We start from the raw sequence: 21,477 nt of genomic DNA, 5'->3' as shown, positions 1-21,477 counted from the left end.
CAATTCCAAGGGCGTGCCGCAGCTGCTGCTCAACACCGGCGCATCGAAATGGAACGATTCGAAGAATTTCAAATGGACCATGGCGGGCCTGCCGCTCTATCCCACCGAAGCGCGCATCCTCGCCAAGCATGTCATCAGCGTGAAGCCGAATGCCAAGGTTGGCATTCTCTACCAGAACGACGACTTTGGCCGCGACTTCCTCGGACCCTTCAAGGAGGAACTGGCCAAGGCCGGCGGCACCGCAAAGGTGATCGCGGAAGTCACCTACGACCTCACCGACCCGACCATCGATTCGCAGCTGATCAATCTCGCCAAATCCGGCGCGGACGTTTTCTATAACATCACCACCGGCAAGGCGACGTCGCAGTCGATCCGCAAGGTCGCGGAACTCGGCTGGAAACCGCTGCATCTGCTGTCCGCGGGCTCGACCGGCCGCTCGATTCTCAACGCCGCCGGCATCGAGAATGCGAAGGGCATCGTTGCGATCCGCTATTCCAAGGAAGTCGGCACGCCGCAATTCGAGAAGGATCCGGAAGTGCTGGCCTTCGAGGAACTGCGCAAGAAGTACCTGCCCAATGTCGATCCCGACAACACCATCGCCTATGCCGGTTATGGCCAGGCCGTGGCCATGGGCGAAATCCTGCGTCGCTGCGGCGACGACCTCACCCGGGCCAATGTGCTGAAGCAGGCGCAGAACCTCACCGGCTTCCACTCGCCCTATATGCTGGACGGCGTCACCTACAGCTACACGCCGGACAATTACACGCCGATGAAGACGCTCTATATCTCCATCTTCAACGGCAAGGACTGGGATATTTCCGAAAAGCCGATGACGGAGTGACGGCGGTCTGGTCTCACCATGTCATGGCCGGGCTTGACCCGGCCATCCACCTTTGCGGCGATGGCGTAAAAGACGGATACGCGGGTCAAGCCCGCGTATGAGGGTTGGAGAGTTTGCTCATCCTCAATCTCGCAATGACGGCTTTGAGCACCTAGATTGAGCCGGTGCCGCCGCGTAAATCCGCCTCGAAACCCGATCTCCTGCCCGAGACCTTCACCCGCTGGTTCGCCCAGCGAGGCTGGTCGCCGCGCACGCACCAATTGGCACTGCTGGAAAAGGCGCGTGCCGATCGTTCCGCGCTGCTGATCGCACCGACCGGCGCCGGCAAGACGCTGGCGGGCTTCCTGCCCACATTAGTGGAGTTGAGCGACAAGGTATCCGCGGTCCGCTCCACGGGACGCGACCTGCAGCGAACCGGCGGCCTGCACACCCTCTACATCTCGCCGCTAAAGGCTCTCGCCGTCGATATCGCACGCAATCTCGAGACGCCAATCGCCGAGATGCAGCTTCCAATCAAGGTCGAGACGCGCACCGGCGACACACCGACGTCGCGGCGAACGCGGCAGCGGAAATATCCGCCGGACATCTTGCTGACGACGCCGGAGCAGCTTGCTCTGCTGCTCTCATCCGACGACGCGCCATTCCTGTTCTCGTCACTCAAGCGCGTCGTACTCGACGAACTGCATGCGCTGGTCACCTCGAAGCGCGGCGATCTCCTTTCGCTCGGGCTGGCGCGGCTGTGGAAGCTCGCGCCTCAAATGCGCGCGATCGGCCTTTCCGCCACCGTAGCCGAACCGGAGTCGCTCGCACGCTTCCTCGTCCCACAGCCGGTCGGCGTCAGCGTAGCCGCCGATATCGTCGTCGCCGGCGGCGCGGCGGAGCCGGTGGTCGAGATGCTCGACAGTAAGGAGCGCCTGCCCTGGGCCGGACATTCCGCCCGTCATGCGCTTGGCGAAATCTACGATCTCATCAAGGCGAACAAGACGACGCTCGTCTTCGTCAACACCCGCAGCCAGGCCGAGATGCTGTTCCAGGATCTCTGGCGCGTGAATGACGACAGCCTCGCCATTGCCTTGCATCACGGCTCCCTCGATGTCGGTCAGCGCCGCAAGGTCGAGGATGCGATGACCGCGGGAAAATTGCGCGGCGTGGTCTGTACGTCGTCGCTCGATCTCGGCATCGACTGGGGCGATGTCGATCTCGTGGTCAATGTCGGCGCGCCCAAAGGCTCGTCGCGGCTGATGCAGCGGATCGGCCGCGCCAATCATCGTCTCGATGCCGCCTCGCGCGCGGTGCTGGTGCCCGCCAATCGCTTTGAAGTGCTGGAATGCCGCGCCGCCATCGATGCGGTCGCGGAGAATGCGCAAGACACGCCGCCGCTGCGCACCGGCGCGCTCGATGTCCTCGCGCAACACGTGCTCGGCTGCGCCTGCGGCGCGCCGTTTCTCGCCGACGAGCTTTATGACGAGATTCGATCCGCAGCGCCCTATTCCGAGCTCTCGCGCATCGACTTCGACGATACCGTCGATTTCGTTGCAAGCGGCGGCTATGCGCTGAAGACCTATGAGCGTTTCGCGCGTATCAAGCAGGACAAGTCGGGCAAGTGGCGCGTCACCAATGCAAAGGTGCGCCAGATGTATCGGATGAATGTCGGCACCATTGTCGAAGAGTCCATGCTGAAGGTGCGGCTGGTGCGTGCGCGCGGCGGAGGCAAGGGATCGACCGGCGCCATCGCGCGCGGCGGACGGATGCTCGGCCAGATCGAGGAATATTTCGTCGAGAATCTCGTGCTCGGCGACACCTTTGTGTTCGGCGGCGAGGTCGTGCGCTACGAGGCGCTGGTCGAGGACCAGGTCTATGTCTCGCGCTCCAATGACTCGGACCCGAAAGTGCCGTCCTATATGGGCGGCAAGTTCCCGCTCTCCACCTATCTCGCCGAACGCGTGCGAAAACTGCTCGACAATGAGCGGGCATGGAAACTGCTGCCGGATCAGGTGCGCGAATGGCTGTCGCTACAGGCGCATGTCTCGCATGTGCCGGGCGTGCGCGAACTGGTGGTCGAGACGTTTCCCCGCGCCAACAAATTTTACCTCGTCTGCTATCCCTTCGAGGGCCGTCTCGCCCATCAGACCCTCGGCATGCTGCTCACACGCCGGCTAGAACGCGCGCGGGCGCGGCCGCTCGGCTTCGTCGCCAATGAATATGCGCTGGCGGTGTGGGGGCTCGGCGATGTCTCACATATGATCAAACAGGGGCGCCTCGATCTCGCCGCGCTGTTCGACCCCGATATGCTCGGCGACGATCTTGAAGCGTGGCTTGCGGAATCCGCACTGATGAAGCGCACCTTCCGCACCTGCGCCGTCATTTCCGGCCTGATCCACACGCGTTTCACCGATGCGGAGAAATCGCGACGGCAGGTGCTGTTCTCGACGGACCTGATCTACGACGTGCTGCGCAAACATCAGCCCGATCACCTGCTGCTCCGCGCCGCACGCGCGGATGCGGCGACTGGCCTGCTCGATCTCAGGCGGCTCAGCGACATGCTGACCCGCATCCAGGGCCGCATCGTGCATCGGGAACTCGATCGCGTCTCACCGCTGGCGGTGCCGGTGATGCTGGAGATCGGCCGCGAGCAGATTTTCGGCGAGGCCTCCGATGCGCTGCTGGCGGAAGCGGCGGAGGAACTGGTAAAGGAAGCGATGGAAACGCCGGAACCGTAGGATGGGTTGAGCGTCTTCGCGAAAACCCATCAACAGCCATCCGTGAAAATGATGGGTTTTCGCTACGCTCAACCCATCCTACAAAGAGCCATGCTCACCGAGTCGCTCCCCATCGACACGAGTTCCGTTACCATCGCCGGCGTCACGCTGGCGGCGGATCTGTCGGGCGCGCTTTATTGGGAAGAGCAGCGGTTGCTGATCGTCTCCGACCTGCATCTGGAAAAGGGCTCGAGCTACGCCATGCGCGGCGTGCTGCTGCCGCCCTATGACACCATCGCCACCCTCGGCCGCCTCGGCGCCGTGATCGCACGGCATGATCCGAAGACGGTGGTCGCCCTCGGCGACAGTTTTCACGATCGCAACGCGCATCAACGCCTGTCGGCGGCCAATCGCGACGTGCTGTCAGCGCTGCAGGCGCGGCGTGACTGGATCTGGATTTCCGGCAATCACGATCCCGACCTGCCATCCGATCTCGGCGGCACGGTCGCGGATGAACTCGCCATCGGTCCGATCACGTTCCGTCATGAGCCCACCGGGGCCGCAGGCGAGATCGCCGGCCATCTGCATCCGAAAGCGCGGATCAGCGCGCGCGGCCGCGCCATGGAGCGCCGCTGCTTCGCCACCGACGGACAACGCGCCGTGATGCCGGCCTTCGGCGCCTATACGGGCGGGCTCAGCATCCGCGATGCGGCTTTTGCAAGAATCTTCCGGACGCTCGGTTTCGTTGCCCATGTGCTCGGCGACCACCGCATGCATGCCATCGCCGCTTCGCGCTGTTGCTAATCGCGACGGAACACGATCGACGCAGCCCAGCCCGACAACAGCGCCATGATGGCGGTCATCACGCCATAGACAAAACCGTGATTGCGCGCGGCATTGGCGACGAACTGCTCGAAGCCGACCTTGACGATATCGAAGGCGGTCTCGGTCTTGGTGACGAACGCACCATCGGCGAACAGTTCGATCTCGACATCATAGGTGCCGATCGGCACTTCCGCCGGCAGCGGGATGGTGGTGCGGAACAGGGTCGGCGTGAGGAATGTCACCGCTGAGGTTTCCTCGCGATAGAGCCCATGCTCCTTGCGCAATCGCACGAAGGAGCTGCGAAACGGATCAGTGGGCACCACATCCGCGAAATCGGTGCCGATGCGCTGGGTCAGCAGCACATTGTTGATCCCCAGCTGCTGGCGCCGCTGCACCTCCACCGGCGCGATGGCATCGATCGGACGGTTCGAGAACACGGCGAGATAGGACGGCACCTGCAGGAACTCGCGCGATTCTGTGTTGACCCAGATGCCGAACCGGCGCTGCTTGCGCCAGGTGACGAGATCGGTGCGCGGACCCGACACCGTGACGACGAGATTGTAATTGCTGCGCGCCGGCGGCGTCTTGTCATCCTTCTCGACGGAGCCGAACAGCACCAGCTCCTCACCGGCATAATTCGGCGTCACCGTGACACGGTGGTTCGAGACCGAGACGATCAGCCGTTCTGCCCGCGCAGGCGCGACGGCGCTGAGCAGCAGAGCAAGGATCGCGATCAGCCACGCCCACATCATGACCCACCACCTCCGGTGAGATCGCGGATGGTGAACAGGTCATCCGGCTGGATCACCAGCTGCGCGGCGAAGCGGATGCCGACGGCAAGGATGAGCAGGCCGAGCAGCAGGCGAAGATGCTCGCCGCGGATCTTCTGTCCGGCACGGGCGCCGAACTGCGCGCCGGTAACGCCGCCGATCATCAGGATCAGCGCCAGCACGGCATCGACGAGGTGGTTGGTCACCGCATGCAGCAAGGTGGCGATCACCATGGTGACCAGCGTCAGCACCATGGAGGTGCCGATCACCGTCGAGGTCGGTATGCGCAGCCAGTAGATCAGGATCGGGATCAGGATGAAGCTGCCGCCGATGCCCATCACGGCGCCGATGAAGCCGATCAGCAGGCCGACGGCCACCACGGGGATGACCGACAGATAGATCTTCGAACGCTTGAAGCGCATCTTCAGCGGCAGGCCGTGGACCCAGCTGTGGCTGCCCGGCCGCCGGAAGGTGACCGGCGCGCCGCGCCTCAGCCGCACGAAAGCGCGCAGCCCTTCCCAGAACATCGCCCCGCCCACACCAGTGAGCAGGATCACGTAGGACAGCGCGATGGTGAGGTCGAGCTGGCCGAGATTGCGCAGCACGGTGAAGACCCAGACGCCCAGCGCCGTGCCCGCGATGCCGCCGGTCAGCAACACCGCGGCGAGCGCAGGATCGATGGCGCGGCGCCGCCAGTAGGACAGCGCGCCGGAAAAGGACGACGCAGCGATATGGCTGGCCACCGAGGCCACCGACACCGCCGGCGAGATGCCGACAAAGATCAGCAGCGGCGTCATCAGGAAGCCGCCGCCGACGCCGAACATGCCCGAGACGAACCCCACCGCGGCGCCCATCGCCAGGATGAGCAGCACGTTTACGGGAAGGTCGGCGATCGGGAGGTACAGCTGCACGCGCGTTCGCTTCGAGATTGGCGCCGCGATCTGGCCGAAACCACTCACGGCATTGTTCTTGAGGCGGCGCGGATGGGGGCCGCAATTCGTCTTAGACGATATCCTCGGGCGATGGGATCAAAGAATCCGGCGATGGCCGCATTTTCCGCCGGATCGGGGCAGCTTTCGCTGCTGTGGTAAATGGCTCATATTGAATACCTTGCGTGCAAAGCTTGGTCTCAACTCCTTTGCACGGGATCGGTGACCAGATTCATGCCCGATGCCTCGCTGCCCGTGAGCCAGCGGATCTTTTCGGTGCCCGACATCGCCTCGACGACCTGCGACGACACGCCCATCTTGGTCATGTAGCTGAGCACGAAGCCCATGGTGCGCTGCGTGGAGGCGACCGGATCCTCGCCTTGCCGCGACGAGGTGAAGCGATGCACGCCGAGCCGCGAGCCCTCGATCCCGATACGGACCTTGCCGCCGGCATAGGCCGTGACGCAAGCGCTGGCGCAGTAACCCGGCTTGATCCGGCCATCAGCATCGGCGGTGCCCACCGCGGTGGACAGCCCGCGGGCACGGATCACTTCGCCCATGATCATGGACTGGCTGAGATTGCCGCCCGGCGAGGACATCAGCACGATGTCGCCGGGCTGCAGTTTGGCCTGATCGAGCTGCTCGCGAAACCAGGTGGCGCTGGCAGCGCCGATCTTGCCGGTGATGGCCAGTGCCTTGCGGCCACGGCCGGATTTGTCGGGATCGAGATTGTCGATCACCTCGGCGCTCATGCTCGGCGAGACATAGAGATCCTTCCAGTAGGACCAGGACTCCGGCGTCGAGAGGTCCTTATAGGCGCGGATACCGAGACCGCCGAACAACAGCACCGCAAATGCGATGGTCATCAGGCTCGGCCGCCAGCGCTCCGCGGGCTCAGGCTGTGGCGAACGCGGCTGTGACCTTGGTTGCTGATGCTGCGGCGGCGGAACACGGGGGATGCTCCAGGGGCCAGCGGACGGGGCAGATGACCGCGACTGCGGATCGTCACCATGCAAAGACAAATCGAATTCCTCACGCTTCAGCATCCCCGACGCGAATGTGCATCAGGAATGTTCCCTCCTGGCGCGCGGCTGCACGCCAAGTCTGATGAAGCTTTGTTGAGGAAATAAGACCGCGGGTTCGAGCCCGCGGCCGAATAAATTGCTTCAGCGTGCAGCGCGCTTGCTGTTCGCGGCTTTGGCGGCTTGCGCCGGCGCGGAATCCCAGCCGCCGGCGGGCGTTGCCACATTGACCGCATCCTCGGGCTGGCCTTCCGGCACGAAGGTCTGGATCGCGAGCTTGGCTGCGGCCAGCGACTGCGGATCGAGGCGCTTGGCCACATCGTCGCGTTTCTTGCCGGCGTCGACGTCGCCTTGGGCGGCGGCGAGGTTGAACCACTTGAAGCTCTCGGCGAGGTTCTGGTCGACGCCGATGCCACGGGCATAGAGGATGCCGAGGTTGAACTGGCTGTCGGCCACACCGCGATCGGCAGCCTTGCGGAACCAGAGCGAGGCGCTCTTGTAATTGGCGCCGCGGGTGCCGCCATCGGCATCGAGCACGGCGAGATTGTGCATGGCCTTGGCATTGCCGCGCTCCGCCGCCTGCATGTAGTAGCGGCGTGCGACTTCCCAGTCCTTCTTGAGGCCGAGGCCCTTTTCGTACAGCGTGCCCAGACGGAACATGCCGGGCACAACGCCGGCCTGCGCCGCGCGGTCATACCACCTGGCGGCTTCTTCATAGCTCTGCGGCACGCCGCGGCCTTCGGCATAACGGATGCCGATCTCGAAGGCGGCCGTGGCGTCGCCCTTCAGCGCAGCATTGCGCAAGGCTGCGCCACCGATGCCATCGGGCAATTTCTCGCCGGCCGGAATCGTGACCGTGCCAAGCTTCTGGCCGCTCGGCGGCAGCAGCGGCGGAGCGGCCGGCATGCTCGGCTGCGGGGCGCCAATGCTGCCGGTCACATCGGGCGAGATATAGGGAACGGGCGCCGCCTGCGGCACGGCAGCCGGCTGCGGAGCGGTTTCGACCGGCGCCGGTTGCGGCGCGACCACCGACTGCTTGCCGATCGAGGGCGCAGGTGCCGGCGGCACGTCGTCTGCCTTCGGCGTATCGAGATAGAGCGGCTGCGAATGGCTGTTCGCGGCCATCGGCTGCGAACCGCTCTCGTCCAGCAGCGTCATCGCCATCTTGAACGAGCCGAGCACGATCACGACCACGCTCGCGCCGACCAGCAGCGAACGGATCTTCGAGCCAAATGTCGAGGGCCCCTTGTCGCCTTCGGCCTGCGGCGCGGGCTTGGCGCCCTTCGGCTTGTCGCCCGTTGAGGCGGCTGCCTGGGCCGCACGGCGCGCAGCAGCGATGAAGCTCGATGCGCTGGCCGGCTCCGGCGCAGCACCGGCGATCTCGCTGATCGCATCTTCCGACGCGGCGATCCGTTCCGACGGCGAAGCGCCACGGCCCTGCGGGCGGGTGCCGGGCTCGAGCGGATGATCCGGCGGCAATTGCGGATCGACCATCGGACGCGGCGACGACGGACGCTCGACGGTGACCGGTGGCGCCGCGGGCTTTGGTGCCGGCTTCGGATCGAGAATCTCGCTGATGGCCTTCGGCACCTGGAAGGCAGGTGAGGGCTCGCTGGAAATCGCGGTCGCTGCGAAGTCACGCGGCGCGGCATCGAAATGTGCCTGCGGCGGACGCACCTCGACCTGCGAGGGCGCAGCGGCCTGCGGCTTGACCGGATTCGGCAATTGCGGACGCGACGGCGCAGCCATTGCAGGCTGCATCGACGCCTGCGGCATTGGAGCAGGCTGTGGCGCCTGCGGCATCGACGCTGCGGCGGGCGCGGGCTGCGCAACAGGATGCGCGCTCGCGGTGCGCAGGTCGCCTTCGATCTTGGCCAGGCGATCGACCACGTGGCCGAGGGTCGAATGCACGACCTCCAGCGAATCCTGCATATGGCGATCGGTTTCCGACTGGGTGAAGCGCATGTCGGACAGTTCGCGCTTGAAGGCATCGACTGCACCGGCATCGGCGCGGCTGTCGCTCAATGCTGCGGCAAACATCGTCTGCTGGCGTTCGAGATGGCGCAGGATGTCCTGCAGGCCATCCTCGACGCGGCCGAAATTGGCACGCGGATCGCTAATCGTCTCCATCCGCTCCAGCAGATAGGACACGCGCTGTTCGAGATGCGTGAAGGCCGATGACTGGTCGTTGCCGACCGGTAGATGATCGAGCCGCTGCGCCAGCGCTGCCAGCGCGCTTTCCAGATTGTCTGAATTGGCCGCCTGCGGACGATCGCGATTTTCCAGCGTCGTGGTCAGCGTCATGATGCGCTGCTCGAGCGCGGCAAACATGCTGTTGTCGCTGCTCTCCGCGAGCTGATCGACCTTGGACGACAGCCGCTGCACGTCATCGCTGAGACGGCTGACCACCTCGTTCGATGCGACATTCGAGACGATGGCGCGCAGCGCGGTGACAGCGCCTTCGAGCTGCTCCAGCGTGCCCGGATTGTCGCTCGACCGCACGATCTGGTCGATCTTGCTGCCGAGATTGCGGATCGCTTCATCGAAGCCGGCCAGTTGCTCGGCCGGCGTCAGCGTCTTCAGCGTCTTGTGGATGTCGCCGAGCGCCGTTTCGAGATTGGACAGCACATCGGCATCGATGCCGCTCTGCTTGGTGTCATCGATGCGGCGCGCGAGCGCACGGATTTCGTTCTCGATGGATTCGATCGCACGACGCGGCAGCGCATCGGTCACCGCATTGCGGATGTCGGCGAGTTCGCTGCGGAACGTCGCGATCGACTTCTCGACGCTGGAATCCGGCCGCTGCAGTGCATCGATCTTGCTGGTGATCTGCGACAGCTGGCGCTCGAGCCCCGACATATCCGGCATCGGAGGCGGCGGCGTCACATGCGGCGCGATCGGCGGTGCATGACGCGGCGCCATGCGCGGCGGGCTGTCGAGTTCGTCCTGGCGCGCGGAAATCTCGGCGATGGCGAAATCGAGCGAGAATGGGTCGGCCTGCGGCGCCGAACTATAGACCTGATTGGCGGCACGCTCGACCAGATCGGGATTCGGGCGCGGGTCGTAATATGGTGCGTGCGGGGCGTGGTGCTGCGGCTGTTCGCTGATCTGCGACAGCCGTGCATCGAGGCGCGAGATCGCCTCATTGAGCTGACGCGCGACGGCGGGCTCATTGCTGCTGCGCTGGTTCGGACGCGAGAATTCCTCGATCTGGCGTGCGATCGCATCGAGGCGCTGATGGATATCGGCGACTTCGGCGGCTTCGCGCTGCGGCATGGCCGGACGCTGCGGCGGCGCTGAGCGCTGCGTGTGACTCGGACGTGCCTGGTAACGGGGCTGCGGAGCTTCGTGAGGCGACGCATGATCGGCATAGCCATGCATCGGAGGCGCGACGGGAGATTCGCCGATGGTCGAATTCAGCCAATCCGCGAGGGACATGCCGGCGCGGCGCGCAGCGGCTTCGGCTCGTTCGCGAACTGCCGGGTCCATCCCCTCAATACTCCACGATACGCGCGAATTCATGCTTCGGTCCGGTTACGAGCCTGACGCCAACCAGCGCCTGCAGCCTCCGCCATGCATCCCAAGATGAAGACATTCAAAACGGGAGCAGAGTGGTCTGCCTCAATCCGGACTTTTCAGGGTTAGGGTAAATAACGGGTTAAGGATGCACCCGTCCGCGCCTTAAATGTTAATCAGACGATACACTTGCGCGGATTCATAGGTAGGATGGGACGTTTTCGGGCGCAGATGTTTCAGCGTGTGAACGGCGCGCCTAGTGCGTGAACAGCGCGCTGAGATCGTCGATATCGCGTTCGGTCATTGAGTCGTGGCGCGGATCCATCACCGCGGACTGACCGATATAGGCCCAGTACAGAAACTCGGCGCGCGACAATGCACGCCGACTTTCGACCCCGGCCTCGGTGAGCACCTTCGCCATATAGGCGATGCGCCGGGCATCGACCGAAGCCACCATCTTGGCGACCGCCTTGTCGGTGGAAGCCATCGCCCGGATCGAGCGATCGAGGCTGCGATCCTCGTTGAAGGCCAGTTTCATCAGATGTGTCAGGCGCGCGGCCCCGGTGGTCGAAGCATCGGTCTGCTCCAGCACCTGATCGGTCGTCCGCTCCTGCCAGCGCGCCAGAAGCTGCAGGCGGAACTCGCCGATATCCTTGAAATGCCAATAGAAACTGCCGCGCGAGACATCCAGCCCGGCAGCGAGATCACCGACCTTGAGCGCGCCCGCGCCCTGCCGCGCCAGGATACGGAGGCCGTGATCGAGCCACGCCGTGCGGGTCAGCCGGTCCTTGGTCACTTGCTCGTCCATGGCCTAACCATACACAAGTGTATTGACGAAATCCATGCCTTGGCGTTAGTTTCCATGCAAGGGTGTATGGAAACGCGGAGAACCGCCGATGGCATTGCAAGGCAAACAAATGCCGGGCCTCGACAAGTGGTACGGCTTCATGAAGTCCCACGACCATGCGGCGCTCCGTGAGCTGCTGCATCCCGATGCGGTGTTCGAGAGCCCGGTGGTGCATTCGCCACAGCGCGGCCGTGACATCGTGTTCAAATATCTTGCCGCTGCCGAGCAGGTGCTGGGCGGCCCCGGCTTCACCTATATCGGCGAATGGCGCAACGAGACCTCGGCCGTGCTCGAATTCGAGAACGAGATCGAGGGCATCAGGATCAACGGCATCGACATGATCACTTTCGATGCCGAGGGCCGCATCACGCATTTCAAGGTGATGGTGAGACCGCTCAAGGCCATCAATCTCTTACACCGTCTCATGGGTGAAATGCTGGCGCGGCAATAAGGCGCCTGCAGATTCAAATCACCATCACATGGCGATGCTGTAGACTGACTGCAGGTCGCCGCAACTGAACAACGAATTCCAACCGGGGAGGATTCCATGCCCAGTTACAAAGCGCCGCTCGAAGACGTCGGCTTTCTGCTCAACGACGTGTTCCAGTTCGACCGCTACAACAATCTCCCCGGCTTCAGCGATGCCTCGGCGGATGTGCGCGAAGCGATCCTCGGCGAAGCCGCGAAGCTCAGCGAGGAAGTGCTGCAACCGCTGAATCGCGTCGGCGATCTCGAAGGCTGCAAGCGCAACGACGACGGCAGCGTCACCACGCCAAAGGGTTTCAAGGACGCCTTCAAGCAGGTGACCGAAGGCGGCTGGCTCGGCCTCTCCGCCCCGGTGGAATATGGTGGCCAGGGCCTGCCGGTGACGCTGTCGCAGACCGTCGCCGAATTCCAGATCTCGGCGAACATGGCCTTCTCCATGTATGGCGGCCTCACCATGGGCGCGACCGCCGCGCTGATCGTGCATGGCAACGACCAGCAGAAGAGCAAGTATCTGCCGAAGATGATCGCCGGCGAATGGACCGGCACCATGAACCTCACCGAGCCGCATTGCGGCACCGATCTCGGCCTGCTCCGCACCAAGGCGGTGCCGCAGGGTGACGGCAGCTACAAGATCTCCGGCACCAAGATCTTCATCTCGGCCGGCGAACACGACATGGCCGACAACATCATCCATCTCGTGCTGGCACGCATCGAAGGCGCACCGGCCGGCATCAAGGGCGTTTCGCTCTTTGTCGTGCCGAAGGTCATGGTGAATGACGACGGCTCGCTCGGTGACCGCAACGGCGTCGTCTGCGGCTCCATCGAGCACAAGATGGGCATCCACGGCAATTCCACCTGCGTGATGAACTACGACAACGCCACCGGCTGGCTGATCGGCGAAGAGAACAAGGGCATGCAGGGCATGTTCGTGATGATGAACGAAGCTCGTCTCGGCGTTGCCGTGCAGGGCCTCGCACAGTCGGAAGTCGCCTATCAGAACGCCGTTGCCTATGCGAAGGACCGCATCCAGGGCCGCTCGCTCACCGGGCCGAAGTCGCCGGACAAGCCGGCGGATTCGATCATGGTGCATCCGGACGTCCGCCGCACGCTGCTCACCATCCGCGCCTTCAACGAAGCCGCCCGCGCCATGGTGGTGTGGACCGCGCTGAAGAGCGACGTCGCCCATCGCTCGGAGGACCCGAAGGAGCGCCAGGCTGCCGACGACCACATGGGCCTGATGACCCCGGTGCTGAAGGGCGTGCTCACCGATGGCGGCTTTGCCAATGCGGTGTCGGCGCAGCAGATGTTCGGCGGCCACGGCTATATCGCCGAATGGGGCATGGAGCAGTTCGTGCGCGATGCCCGCATCGCCATGATCTATGAAGGCGCCAACGGCATCCAGGCGCTCGATCTCGTCGGCCGCAAGCTGCCGCGCGATGGAGGCCGTGCGGCCATGGCCTTCTTCGGCGAGGTTGCGGCCTTTGCGAAGGAGCATGGCGGCGACGAGGCCATGAAGCCCTATATCGATCCGCTGTCGAATGCGCTCGGCCACCTGCAGCAGGCCACCATGTGGCTGATGAACAATGCCATGGCGAAGCCGGACAATGCCGGCGCTGGCGCCACCGATTACATGCAGCTGTTCGGCCTCACCGCCTTCGCTTACATGTGGGCGAAGATGGCCAAGGTCGCGCAGGACAAGATCGCGGCTTCGGGCGCGACGCCGTATCTCACCACCAAACTCGTCACCGGCCGTTTCTTCATGGAGCGGATGCTGCCGGAAACCACCGTGCATCTCGCCCGCATCCAGACCGGTGCAGCCACGACGATGGAGCTTCCGGCAGAAGCGTTTTGATCGCTCCGGCCAATACACACTCAACTGTCATCCCCGCCTAGCGCACCGAAGGTGCGCGCGGGGCGGGGATCCAGTAGACACAGAATTCACAGATCAAACTCAGACGACCGCGTTTACTGGATCGCCCGGTCAAGCCGGGCGACGACAATTGGATAACCGGATCAAATCCGAAGGGAGGCACCATGCCCGAGGCCTATATCTACGATCACGTTCGCACGCCGCGCGGCCGCGGCAAGTCCGATGGCTCGCTGCATGAGGTGACGGCGCTTGCGCTCGCCACCGCGCCGCTGAAGGCGCTCAAGGAGCGTAACAATCTCAAGCCCGGCAGCATCGATGACGTCGTCCTCGGCGTCGTCGATCCCGTCGGTGAAGCCGGCGGCGACATCGCCCGCATGGCGGCACTCTCGGCCGGCTACGGCAACGACGTCCCCGGCATCCAGATCAACCGCTTCTGCGCCTCCGGCCTCGACGCCGTGAACTTTGCAGCCGCGCAGGTCATGGCCGGCCAGCACGAACTCACCATCGGCGGCGGCGCGGAAAGCATGAGCCGCGTCGGCATCGGCGCGTCCGGCGGTGCATGGCCGGTCGATCCGTCCATCGCCGTTCCCGCTTATTTTATGCCGCAGGGCGTTTCCGCCGATCTGATCGCGACAAAATACGGTTTCTCCCGCGATGACGTCGATGCTTACTCGGTGCAGAGTCAGCAGCGCGCTGCCAAATCCTGGGAAGAAGGCCGCTTCAAGAACTCAATCGTCCCGGTCAAGGACATCAATGGCCTGACCATCCTGGCCAAGGACGAGCATATGCGCCCATCCACCACGATGCAGTCGCTGGCCGCATTGCAGCCCTCCTTCGCCACCGTGGCGCAGATGGGCGGCTTCGATGGCGTTGCAATCCAGTCGCATCCGGAAATCGAGGCGGTGAACTACGTCCATCACGCCGGCAATTCGTCGGGCATCGTGGATGGCGCCGCCGCCGTGCTGCTCGGCAGCGCCGAAGCCGGCAAGAAGAACGGCCTGAAGCCGCGTGCAAAGATCCGCGCCTTCGCCAATATCGGCTCCGAGCCGGCGATGATGCTCACCGGTCCGGTGGACGTGACCAAGAAGGTGCTTGAGCGTTCCGGCATGAAGCTCTCGGACATCGACCTGTTCGAGCTCAACGAGGCCTTCGCCTCGGTCGTGCTGCGCTTCATCCAGGCCTTCGACATCGACAATGAGAAGATCAATGTCTGCGGCGGTGCCATTGCCATGGGCCATCCGCTCGGCGCCACCGGCGCCATGATCCTCGGCACCGTGCTCGACGAACTCGAGCGCACCGGCAAGTCGACGGCCCTCGTCACTCTCTGCATCGGCGGCGGCATGGGCACCGCCACCATCATCGAACGCGTGTAAGGAGCGGCCAACATGACCTTCAAGAATTTCAAGGTTGAGACCGACGCCGACGGCATTGCCCTCGTTACCTGGGACATTCCCGGCCGTTCGATGAACGTGCTCGACACCACCACCATTGAGGAACTCGGCGCTATCGTCGACCAGACCACGGCGGATGCCGCGGTGAAGGGCGTCGTCGTCACTTCCGGCAAGGACGCATTCTCCGCAGGCGCCGACCTGTCCATGCTGGAAGGCATGAACAAGATCTTCGCCGAGACCAAGAAAGCCAAGGGCGAGGAAGCCGCCCAGCAGATGCTGTTCGACGAGAGCCGCAAACTGTCCCTGACGCTGCGCAAGATCGAGACCGCGGGCAAGCCATGGGTCGCCGCCATCAACGGCCTCGCCCTCGGCGGCGCCTTCGAACTCACCCTCGCCTGCCATTATCTCGTGGCGGCGGAGAATCCGAAAACAAAGCTCGGCCTGCCCGAGATCAAGGTCGGCCTGTTCCCGGGCGGCGGCGGCACCCAGCGTCTGGCGCGCATGCTGCAGCCGCAGGACACGATGCAGATGCTGCTGAAAGGCGATCAGGTCAATCTGGCCAAGGCCAAGGCGATGAACATCGTCGGCGCCGTGGTGCCGGCGGCCGATCTCATCAAGACCGCGAAGGAATGGATCAAGGCCGGCGGCAAGCCCATCGCCCCGTGGGACGAGAAGGGCTTCAAGCTGCCCGGCGGCCCCGTCTATTCCAAGCAGGGCATGATGATGTTCCCCGCGGGCAACGCCATCTATCGCCGCGAGACCTTCGACAACTATCCGGCCGCGCGCGCCATCATGCAGTGCGTCTATGAAGGCCTGCAGTTGCCGATGGATGCCGCGCTCCGCGTGGAGTCGCGCTACTTCGCCCATGTCCTGCAGACCAAGGAAGCCGCTGCGATGATCCGCAGCCTGTTCCTCTCCATGCAGGAACTCAACAAGGGCGCGCGCCGTCCCACCAACGTGCCGCCGACCAAGGTCAAGAAGCTCGCCATCATCGGTGCCGGCTTCATGGGCGCGTCGGTCGGTTATGTCTCGGCCAAGGGCGGCATCGACGTGGTGCTGATCGATCGCGACCAGGCGTCCGCCGACAAGGGCCGCGCGCATTGCCAGTCGGTCATCGACGGTCTGATTGCCAAGGGCCGCGCCAAGGAGGCCGATCGCGACGCGCTGATGGCGAAGATCACGGCCACCGCCGACTTCAACGTGATCAAGGAATGCGACCTCGTGATCGAGGCCGTGTTCGAGGATCGCGCGGTCAAGGCCGAGATCTACAAGAAGGTGCAGCCGCTGCTGAAGGAAGGCGCCATCATCGCCTCCAACACCTCGACTTTGCCGATCAACTCGCTGGCCGAGGAATTCGAGGATCAGTCGAAATTCATCGGCATCCACTTCTTCTCGCCGGTCGAGAAGATGATGCTGGTGGAGACCATTGTCGGCAAGAACACCGGCGATGTCGCGCTCGCCACGGCACTCGATTACATCCGCGTCATCGGCAAGACGCCGATCGTCGTGAATGACAGCCGCGGTTTCTTCGCCAACCGCTGCGTGCTGCGCTTCACGGCCGAAGGTCTGGAAATGCTGCTCGAAGGCGTGCCGCCGGCGATGATCGAGAACACCGCCAAGATGGCCGGCATGCCGGTCGGACCGCTCTCGCTGTCGGACGAGATCGCGCTCGATCTCGTCCTCAAGATCATGAAGGCCACCGAAGCCGATCTCGGCTCGCAGGCGGTCGATCAGGCGCAGAAGAAGCTCATCGTCGAGATGGTGGAGAAGCAGGAGCGTTTTGGCCGCAAGAACGGCAAGGGCTTTTACGAGTATCCGCCGAAGGGCAAGGGCTCGAAGGCGCTCTGGAAGGGCATCGCGCCCTTGCTGCCGAAGCCCGTCGATCCCGACACGCTCGATGTCGAGGAACTGAAGCAACGCTTCCTCGTGGTGCAGGCGGTGGAAGCCGCGCGCACCGTCGAGGACAATGTGATCGTCGATCCGCGCGAGGCGGATGTCGGCTCCATCCTCGGTTTCGGCTTCGCGCCGTTCACCGGCGGCACGCTGAGCTATATCGACTTCATGGGAACGAAGAAGTTCGTCGAGCTCTGCCACAAGCTGGAGAAGAAATACGGCTCGCGGTTCACGCCGCCGAAGCTGCTGGAAGAAATGGCCGCGAAGGGCGAGACGTTCTACGGGCGTTTCGCACCGAAGAAGGTGGCGGCCTGAGTTCGCTCACACTCATACTGTCATCCCCCGCGAAAGCGGGGGATCCAGTAGACACTCATGTTTGTAGATAAAACGCTGATTCCGGCGTTTACTGGATCGCCCGGTCGAGCCGGGCGATGACAGTGAGAGTTTTTACTTCACCGCGCCCAGACACCAAGCCAGAATCCCCTTCTGCGCGTGCAGGCGGTTCTCGGCTTCGTCGAACACCACTGACTGCGGGCCGTCGATCACCTCGTCGGTGACCTCCTCGCCGCGATGCGCTGGCAAACAGTGCATGAACAGCGCGTCCTTGTTCGCCAGCCCCATCAGGCGCTCATTGACCTGATACGGGCGCAGCAGATTGTGGCGCGTCTCGCCTTCCTTGTCGCCCATGGACACCCAGGTGTCGGTGACCACGCAATCGACACCCTTGGTCATGGCATCGGCATCGTGCGAGAAGGTGATGTCCGCACCGGACGCCTTGGCCCAGTCCTTGAACGCCTTCTTCGGCGACAGCTGCGGCGGGGTCGCGATGTTGAGCTTGAACTTGAAGCGCTCGGCCGCATGGGCCCAGGACATCAGCACATTGTTGTCGTCGCCGACCCAGGCCACGGTACGGCCCTTGATGTCGCCGCGATGTTCCTCATAGGTCATCACGTCCGCCATCACCTGGCACGGATGCGAGAAGCGCGTCAGGCCGTTGATAACGGGCACCGTGGCGTTGTTCGCCAGTTCCATCAGCGAATCATGATTGAGAATGCGGATCATGATGATGTCGACGAAGCGCGACAGCACGCGCGCCGTATCGGCAATCGTCTCGCCGCGGCCGAGCTGCATTTCGGCGCCGGTGAGCATGACGACCTCGCCGCCGAGCTGGCGCATGCCGACCTCGAACGACACGCGGGTGCGCGTCGAGGGCTTTTCAAAGATCATCGCCAGCGTCTTGTTCTTCAGCGGGCGATCGGGATCAGCGTTCCTGTCCTTCTGGCTCTTCAGCTTCGCCTTGATGGCGCTGGCTGCATCGAGAATCTTGCGCAGCTCACTGGCAGAGACCGCCGTGAGGTCGAGGAAGTGCCGCGGAGTCGTGCTCATCACACGGCTCCCTTTGCCAGCACATCGCAGGCCTTCTCGAGGCGCTGGACGGCTTCCTCGATATCGCTTTCGGTCACGATCAGCGGCGGCAGGAAACGCACGACATTGTCGCCCGCCCCCACCGTCAGCAGCTTCGCATCGCGCAGCGCGCCGACCAGATCAGGCGCCGGCACCACGGCCTTCAGGCCGATCAGCATGCCTTCGCCACGCACTTCCGACAGCACGGTCGGATAGCGATCGACCACGCCGGCCAGCTTCTGCTTCAGCAGCAGGGTCATCTTGTTGACCTGATCGAAGAAGCCGGGCTTCAGCATCACGTCGAGCACGGAATTCGCAGCAGCGACGGCCAGCGGATTGCCGCCGAAGGTCGAGCCATGCGAGCCCGGCGCCATGCCTTCGGCCGCAGCAGCGGTGACGAGGCACGCGCCGATCGGGAAACCGCCGCCGAGTGCCTTGGCGAGCGACATCACGTCCGGCTGAACGCCAAGGCGCTCATAGGCGAACAACGTGCCGGTGCGGCCCATGCCGGTCTGCACTTCGTCGAAGATGAGCAGGATGCCGTTCTTGTCGCACAGCTCGCGCAGCGCCTTGAAGAAGGTGTTCGAGGCCGCGCGCACGCCGCCCTCGCCCTGCAGCGGCTCGATGACGATGCCCGCGGTCTCCGGACCGATCGCAGCCTTGACCGCATCGAGATCGCCGAGCGGCACCTGGTCGAAGCCTTCGAGCGGCTTGCCATAGCCTTCGAGATATTTTGCGGCGCCGGTGGCAGCCAGTGTGCCGAGGGTACGGCCATGGAACGCGCCCTCAAAGGTGATGATGCGCGTGCGTTCCGGATTGCCCTTGGCGAAGTGATAGTGACGCGTGACCTTCAGCGCGCATTCCATCGCCTCGGCGCCGGAATTGGCGAAGAACACGAAATCGGCGAACGAGTTCTCGCACAGGCGCGCAGCGAGGCGCTCGCCGTCGGGGCTCTTGAACAGGTTCGACATGTGCCACAGCTTGGTGGCCTGTTCCTGCAGCGCCTGGACCATGTGTGGGTGCGCATGGCCAAGCGAGTTCACCGCCACGCCGCTGGTGAAATCGAGATAGCGCTCGCCGGTGGTCGAGATCAGCCAGGCACCTTCACCGCGCTCGAAGGCAACATCCGCGCGCGCGAAGACAGGCAGCAGATGGGCCTGAGAGATTTGCGAGGATGGTGCGTTGCTGGTCATAACGGTTCCGATCAATCAGTCTGTGGTCCTTACCGATGTCGGCATCGTCAATGACATGCGTACGACAAGAGACGGCGGACCCTCAAAACGAAACGTGCCGCCCTTCTCGGGCGGCACGCGCGCATTATTCTATGGGGGCCATACAGGGTGTCAACCGCGCATAGCGGCCTCCATGTCACACCTGATCGAACAAAAAGCCGATTTTTCTGTTTGGTTGACAGAAAGCATGTGGATGTGACTCGGCCGACTCTTGCGCGTGAGTCGCGGCTTCATGTAGTTTTTGGCCTGTCGGATACGACATCTCGTGCGGCAGTAGACCCTTGTACACTATCGGTACGGCGTAAGGCCGGAAGCAGTCATGCATCCGGTGAGCGCTAAGGGATTCTGACAACGAGGTTTTTTGACGATTTCAAGTCGCAGCGCGGGCCGAGGCCGGCCGGCGCATACGAAGGGATTTTGGCGATGACGGTAATCACTTGGACCGACGATCGCGTCGAACAGCTCAAGAAACTCTGGGAAGGCGGCCTGTCCGCGAGCCAGATCGCCGCGGAACTCGGCAACGTGACCCGTAACGCCGTGATCGGCAAGGTTCACCGGCTCGGTCTGTCCGGCCGCGCGAAGAGCCCGTCATCTGCTGCACCGCGCCCGCGCAAGCCGCGTCCGGCCCAGCAGATGGTGCGCATGCCGCGCCCGGTGGCCCGTGGCAATACCGCCCTCGCCCATGACTTCCAGGTCGAGATGGAGCCGGATCCGATCGCGGTCGACAATGTGATCCCGATCAGCCAGCGCCTGCAGCTGGTCGAGCTCAACGACGCCACCTGCCATTGGCCGGTGGGCGATCCGGCCAGCGCCGACTTCTATTTCTGCGGCGGCAAGGCCGTGGCCGGCGCGCCTTACTGCGCCCACCACTCGCGCATCGCCTATCAACCCGCCAGCGACCGCCGCCGCGCGGCGCCGAAGCCGATCCGCTGATCGCAGCGAACAGCACAAACAGAAATGCCCGGCGATGAGCCGGGCATTTTTCGTTTCCTGTCATCCCGGCGAAAGCCGGGATCCATAACCACCGAAGATGTGGTCAGGGCGAGCATTGGCAAGTAGCGAGCTTCAGTCGAGACGACAGAGGCAATGGGTCCCGGCGTTCGCCGGGACGACAAGTTGGTTGCGGAGTATTACTCCGCCGCCTTGTCGAACCGGTCGTCCAGCGCATAACCCGCGCCGCGGACGGTGCGGATCGGGTCGGGTTCGCCGGCCGGATTCAGCAGCTTGCGAAGACGGCCGATGTGAACGTCAACCGTGCGCTCGTCGATATAGATGTCGCGGCCCCAGACGCTGTCGAGCAGCTGCTCGCGGCTGAACACGCGACCGGGATGCTCGAGGAAGAATTCGAGCAGGCGATATTCGGTCGGGCCGAGATCGATCGGGCGGGCGGCGCGCACCACGCGGCGCTTGTCGCGATCGAGTTCGATGTCACCGAAAGCCAGCACGGTTGCGAGACGCTCCGGCGCCGCACGGCGCAAGAGGCCCTTCACGCGGGCCAGCAGTTCCGGCACCGAGAACGGCTTGACGATGTAATCGTCGGCACCGGTGGCAAGGCCACGCACGCGCTCACTCTCCTCACCGCGGGCGGTGAGCATGATGATCGGCAGCGCCTTGGTCTCCGGCCGTGCACGGAGGCGACGGCACAGTTCGATGCCGGACAGGCCGGGCAACATCCAGTCGAGGACCACGAGGTCCGGCACGCGCTCTTTCAGGCGGGTGTCGGCATCGTCGCCGCGGGCAACCGTCTCGACG

At 63.9% G+C, this 21,477-nt stretch carries 16 protein-coding genes; 8 read left to right on the top strand and 8 right to left on the bottom strand.

What is annotated here, in order from left to right; translation table 11 throughout:
- The 3 genes from ACIQ17_RS17010 to pdeM form a co-directional block, all read left to right on the top strand.
- The coding region (locus ACIQ17_RS17010) for an ABC transporter substrate-binding protein (RefSeq protein WP_398470239.1) at positions 1–841 on the top strand (841 nt) is incomplete at its 5' end.
- A gap of 155 nt (positions 842–996) precedes the next feature.
- A complete protein-coding gene (locus ACIQ17_RS17005; RefSeq protein ID WP_398470241.1) occupies positions 997–3,561 on the top strand; it encodes a ligase-associated DNA damage response DEXH box helicase in 2,565 nt (854 codons plus the stop codon).
- A 90-nt stretch (positions 3,562–3,651) separates the two neighbouring features.
- Positions 3,652–4,344, top strand: coding sequence for a ligase-associated DNA damage response endonuclease PdeM (pdeM, locus tag ACIQ17_RS17000; RefSeq protein WP_398470238.1), 693 nt, complete (start codon positions 3,652–3,654; stop codon positions 4,342–4,344).
- On the opposite strand, the gene ACIQ17_RS16995 is transcribed toward pdeM, so the two are convergent.
- From ACIQ17_RS16995 to ACIQ17_RS16975, 5 genes are all read right to left on the bottom strand, one after another.
- A complete protein-coding gene (locus tag ACIQ17_RS16995) occupies positions 4,341–5,117 on the bottom strand; it encodes a TIGR02186 family protein (RefSeq protein ID WP_398470237.1) in 777 nt (258 codons plus the stop codon). The genes pdeM and ACIQ17_RS16995 overlap by 4 nt on opposite strands.
- A complete protein-coding gene (locus ACIQ17_RS16990; protein ID WP_398470240.1) occupies positions 5,114–6,046 on the bottom strand; it encodes a sulfite exporter TauE/SafE family protein in 933 nt (310 codons plus the stop codon). Before ACIQ17_RS16990 ends, ACIQ17_RS16995 begins: the two co-directional genes overlap by 4 nt.
- Positions 6,047–6,264: 218 nt before the next feature.
- Positions 6,265–6,930, bottom strand: coding sequence for a hypothetical protein (locus ACIQ17_RS16985; RefSeq protein ID WP_398470236.1), 666 nt, complete (start codon positions 6,928–6,930; stop codon positions 6,265–6,267).
- 300 nt (positions 6,931–7,230) lie between these two features.
- Positions 7,231–10,608 carry a hypothetical protein gene (locus ACIQ17_RS16980; protein ID WP_398470235.1) on the bottom strand — a complete coding sequence of 1,126 codons (3,378 nt, stop codon included), beginning with the start codon at positions 10,606–10,608 and terminating at the stop codon, positions 7,231–7,233.
- Positions 10,609–10,858: 250 nt separating this feature from the next.
- Positions 10,859–11,410, bottom strand: coding sequence for a TetR/AcrR family transcriptional regulator (locus ACIQ17_RS16975; RefSeq protein ID WP_398470234.1), 552 nt, complete (start codon positions 11,408–11,410; stop codon positions 10,859–10,861).
- A gap of 88 nt (positions 11,411–11,498) precedes the next feature.
- Here ACIQ17_RS16975 and ACIQ17_RS16970 point away from each other — a divergent pair, with 88 nt between their 5' ends.
- The 4 genes from ACIQ17_RS16970 to ACIQ17_RS16955 all read left to right on the top strand — a co-directional run bounded on the left by ACIQ17_RS16970 (position 11,499) and on the right by ACIQ17_RS16955 (position 17,404).
- Entirely contained in the window at positions 11,499–11,900 is a 402-nt protein-coding gene (locus ACIQ17_RS16970; RefSeq protein WP_398470233.1) for a nuclear transport factor 2 family protein, read from the top strand.
- 96 nt (positions 11,901–11,996) lie between these two features.
- Positions 11,997–13,787, top strand: coding sequence for an acyl-CoA dehydrogenase C-terminal domain-containing protein (locus tag ACIQ17_RS16965; RefSeq protein WP_398470232.1), 1,791 nt, complete (start codon positions 11,997–11,999; stop codon positions 13,785–13,787).
- 182 nt (positions 13,788–13,969) lie between these two features.
- A complete protein-coding gene (locus ACIQ17_RS16960; protein WP_398470231.1) occupies positions 13,970–15,178 on the top strand; it encodes an acetyl-CoA C-acetyltransferase in 1,209 nt (402 codons plus the stop codon).
- A 12-nt stretch (positions 15,179–15,190) separates the two neighbouring features.
- Positions 15,191–17,404, top strand: a complete 2,214-nt coding sequence (locus ACIQ17_RS16955) for a 3-hydroxyacyl-CoA dehydrogenase NAD-binding domain-containing protein (RefSeq protein ID WP_398470230.1) — start codon at positions 15,191–15,193, stop codon at positions 17,402–17,404.
- 132 nt (positions 17,405–17,536) lie between these two features.
- Here the strand turns inward: ACIQ17_RS16955 and argF are convergent, their stop codons facing one another.
- Together argF and ACIQ17_RS16945 are read right to left on the bottom strand one after the other, a co-directional pair.
- Positions 17,537–18,475, bottom strand: a complete 939-nt coding sequence (gene argF / locus ACIQ17_RS16950; RefSeq protein WP_398470229.1) for an ornithine carbamoyltransferase — start codon at positions 18,473–18,475, stop codon at positions 17,537–17,539.
- Positions 18,475–19,686 (bottom strand): aspartate aminotransferase family protein, encoded by a 1,212-nt coding sequence (locus ACIQ17_RS16945; protein WP_398470228.1) that lies wholly within the window; start codon positions 19,684–19,686, stop codon positions 18,475–18,477. The genes argF and ACIQ17_RS16945 overlap by 1 nt, the downstream gene beginning before the upstream one ends.
- A gap of 462 nt (positions 19,687–20,148) precedes the next feature.
- Here ACIQ17_RS16945 and ACIQ17_RS16940 point away from each other — a divergent pair, with 462 nt between their 5' ends.
- Positions 20,149–20,658 carry a GcrA family cell cycle regulator gene (locus ACIQ17_RS16940; protein WP_398470227.1) on the top strand — a complete coding sequence of 170 codons (510 nt, stop codon included), beginning with the start codon at positions 20,149–20,151 and terminating at the stop codon, positions 20,656–20,658.
- Between the two features lie 197 nt (positions 20,659–20,855).
- Here ACIQ17_RS16940 and phoB read toward each other — a convergent pair.
- A partial coding sequence (phoB, locus tag ACIQ17_RS16935) for a phosphate regulon transcriptional regulator PhoB (protein WP_398470226.1) occupies positions 20,856–21,477 on the bottom strand: 622 nt, incomplete at its 5' end.

Origin of the sequence: Tardiphaga sp. (genome assembly GCF_044340795.1) — a bacterium.
GTDB lineage: Bacteria > Pseudomonadota > Alphaproteobacteria > Rhizobiales > Xanthobacteraceae > Tardiphaga.
The sequence above is the reverse complement of the archived record's forward strand: the minus strand, read 5'-3'. Positions and strand labels throughout refer to the sequence as shown.

Coding starts and splice junctions, on each gene's coding strand:
- pdeM (WP_398470238.1), top strand. CDS start 3,652: ATGCTCACCGAGTCGCTCCCCATCGACACGAGTTCCGTTACCATCGCC.
- ACIQ17_RS16985 (WP_398470236.1), bottom strand. CDS start 6,930: ATGACCATCGCATTTGCGGTGCTGTTGTTCGGCGGTCTCGGTATCCGC.
- ACIQ17_RS16960 (WP_398470231.1), top strand. CDS start 13,970: ATGCCCGAGGCCTATATCTACGATCACGTTCGCACGCCGCGCGGCCGC.
- argF (WP_398470229.1), bottom strand. CDS start 18,475: ATGAGCACGACTCCGCGGCACTTCCTCGACCTCACGGCGGTCTCTGCC.
- ACIQ17_RS16975 (WP_398470234.1), bottom strand. CDS start 11,410: ATGGACGAGCAAGTGACCAAGGACCGGCTGACCCGCACGGCGTGGCTC.
- ACIQ17_RS16965 (WP_398470232.1), top strand. CDS start 11,997: ATGCCCAGTTACAAAGCGCCGCTCGAAGACGTCGGCTTTCTGCTCAAC.
- ACIQ17_RS16970 (WP_398470233.1), top strand. CDS start 11,499: ATGGCATTGCAAGGCAAACAAATGCCGGGCCTCGACAAGTGGTACGGC.
- ACIQ17_RS16980 (WP_398470235.1), bottom strand. CDS start 10,608: ATGAATTCGCGCGTATCGTGGAGTATTGAGGGGATGGACCCGGCAGTT.
- ACIQ17_RS16995 (WP_398470237.1), bottom strand. CDS start 5,117: ATGATGTGGGCGTGGCTGATCGCGATCCTTGCTCTGCTGCTCAGCGCC.
- ACIQ17_RS16940 (WP_398470227.1), top strand. CDS start 20,149: ATGACGGTAATCACTTGGACCGACGATCGCGTCGAACAGCTCAAGAAA.
- ACIQ17_RS16955 (WP_398470230.1), top strand. CDS start 15,191: ATGACCTTCAAGAATTTCAAGGTTGAGACCGACGCCGACGGCATTGCC.
- ACIQ17_RS16945 (WP_398470228.1), bottom strand. CDS start 19,686: ATGACCAGCAACGCACCATCCTCGCAAATCTCTCAGGCCCATCTGCTG.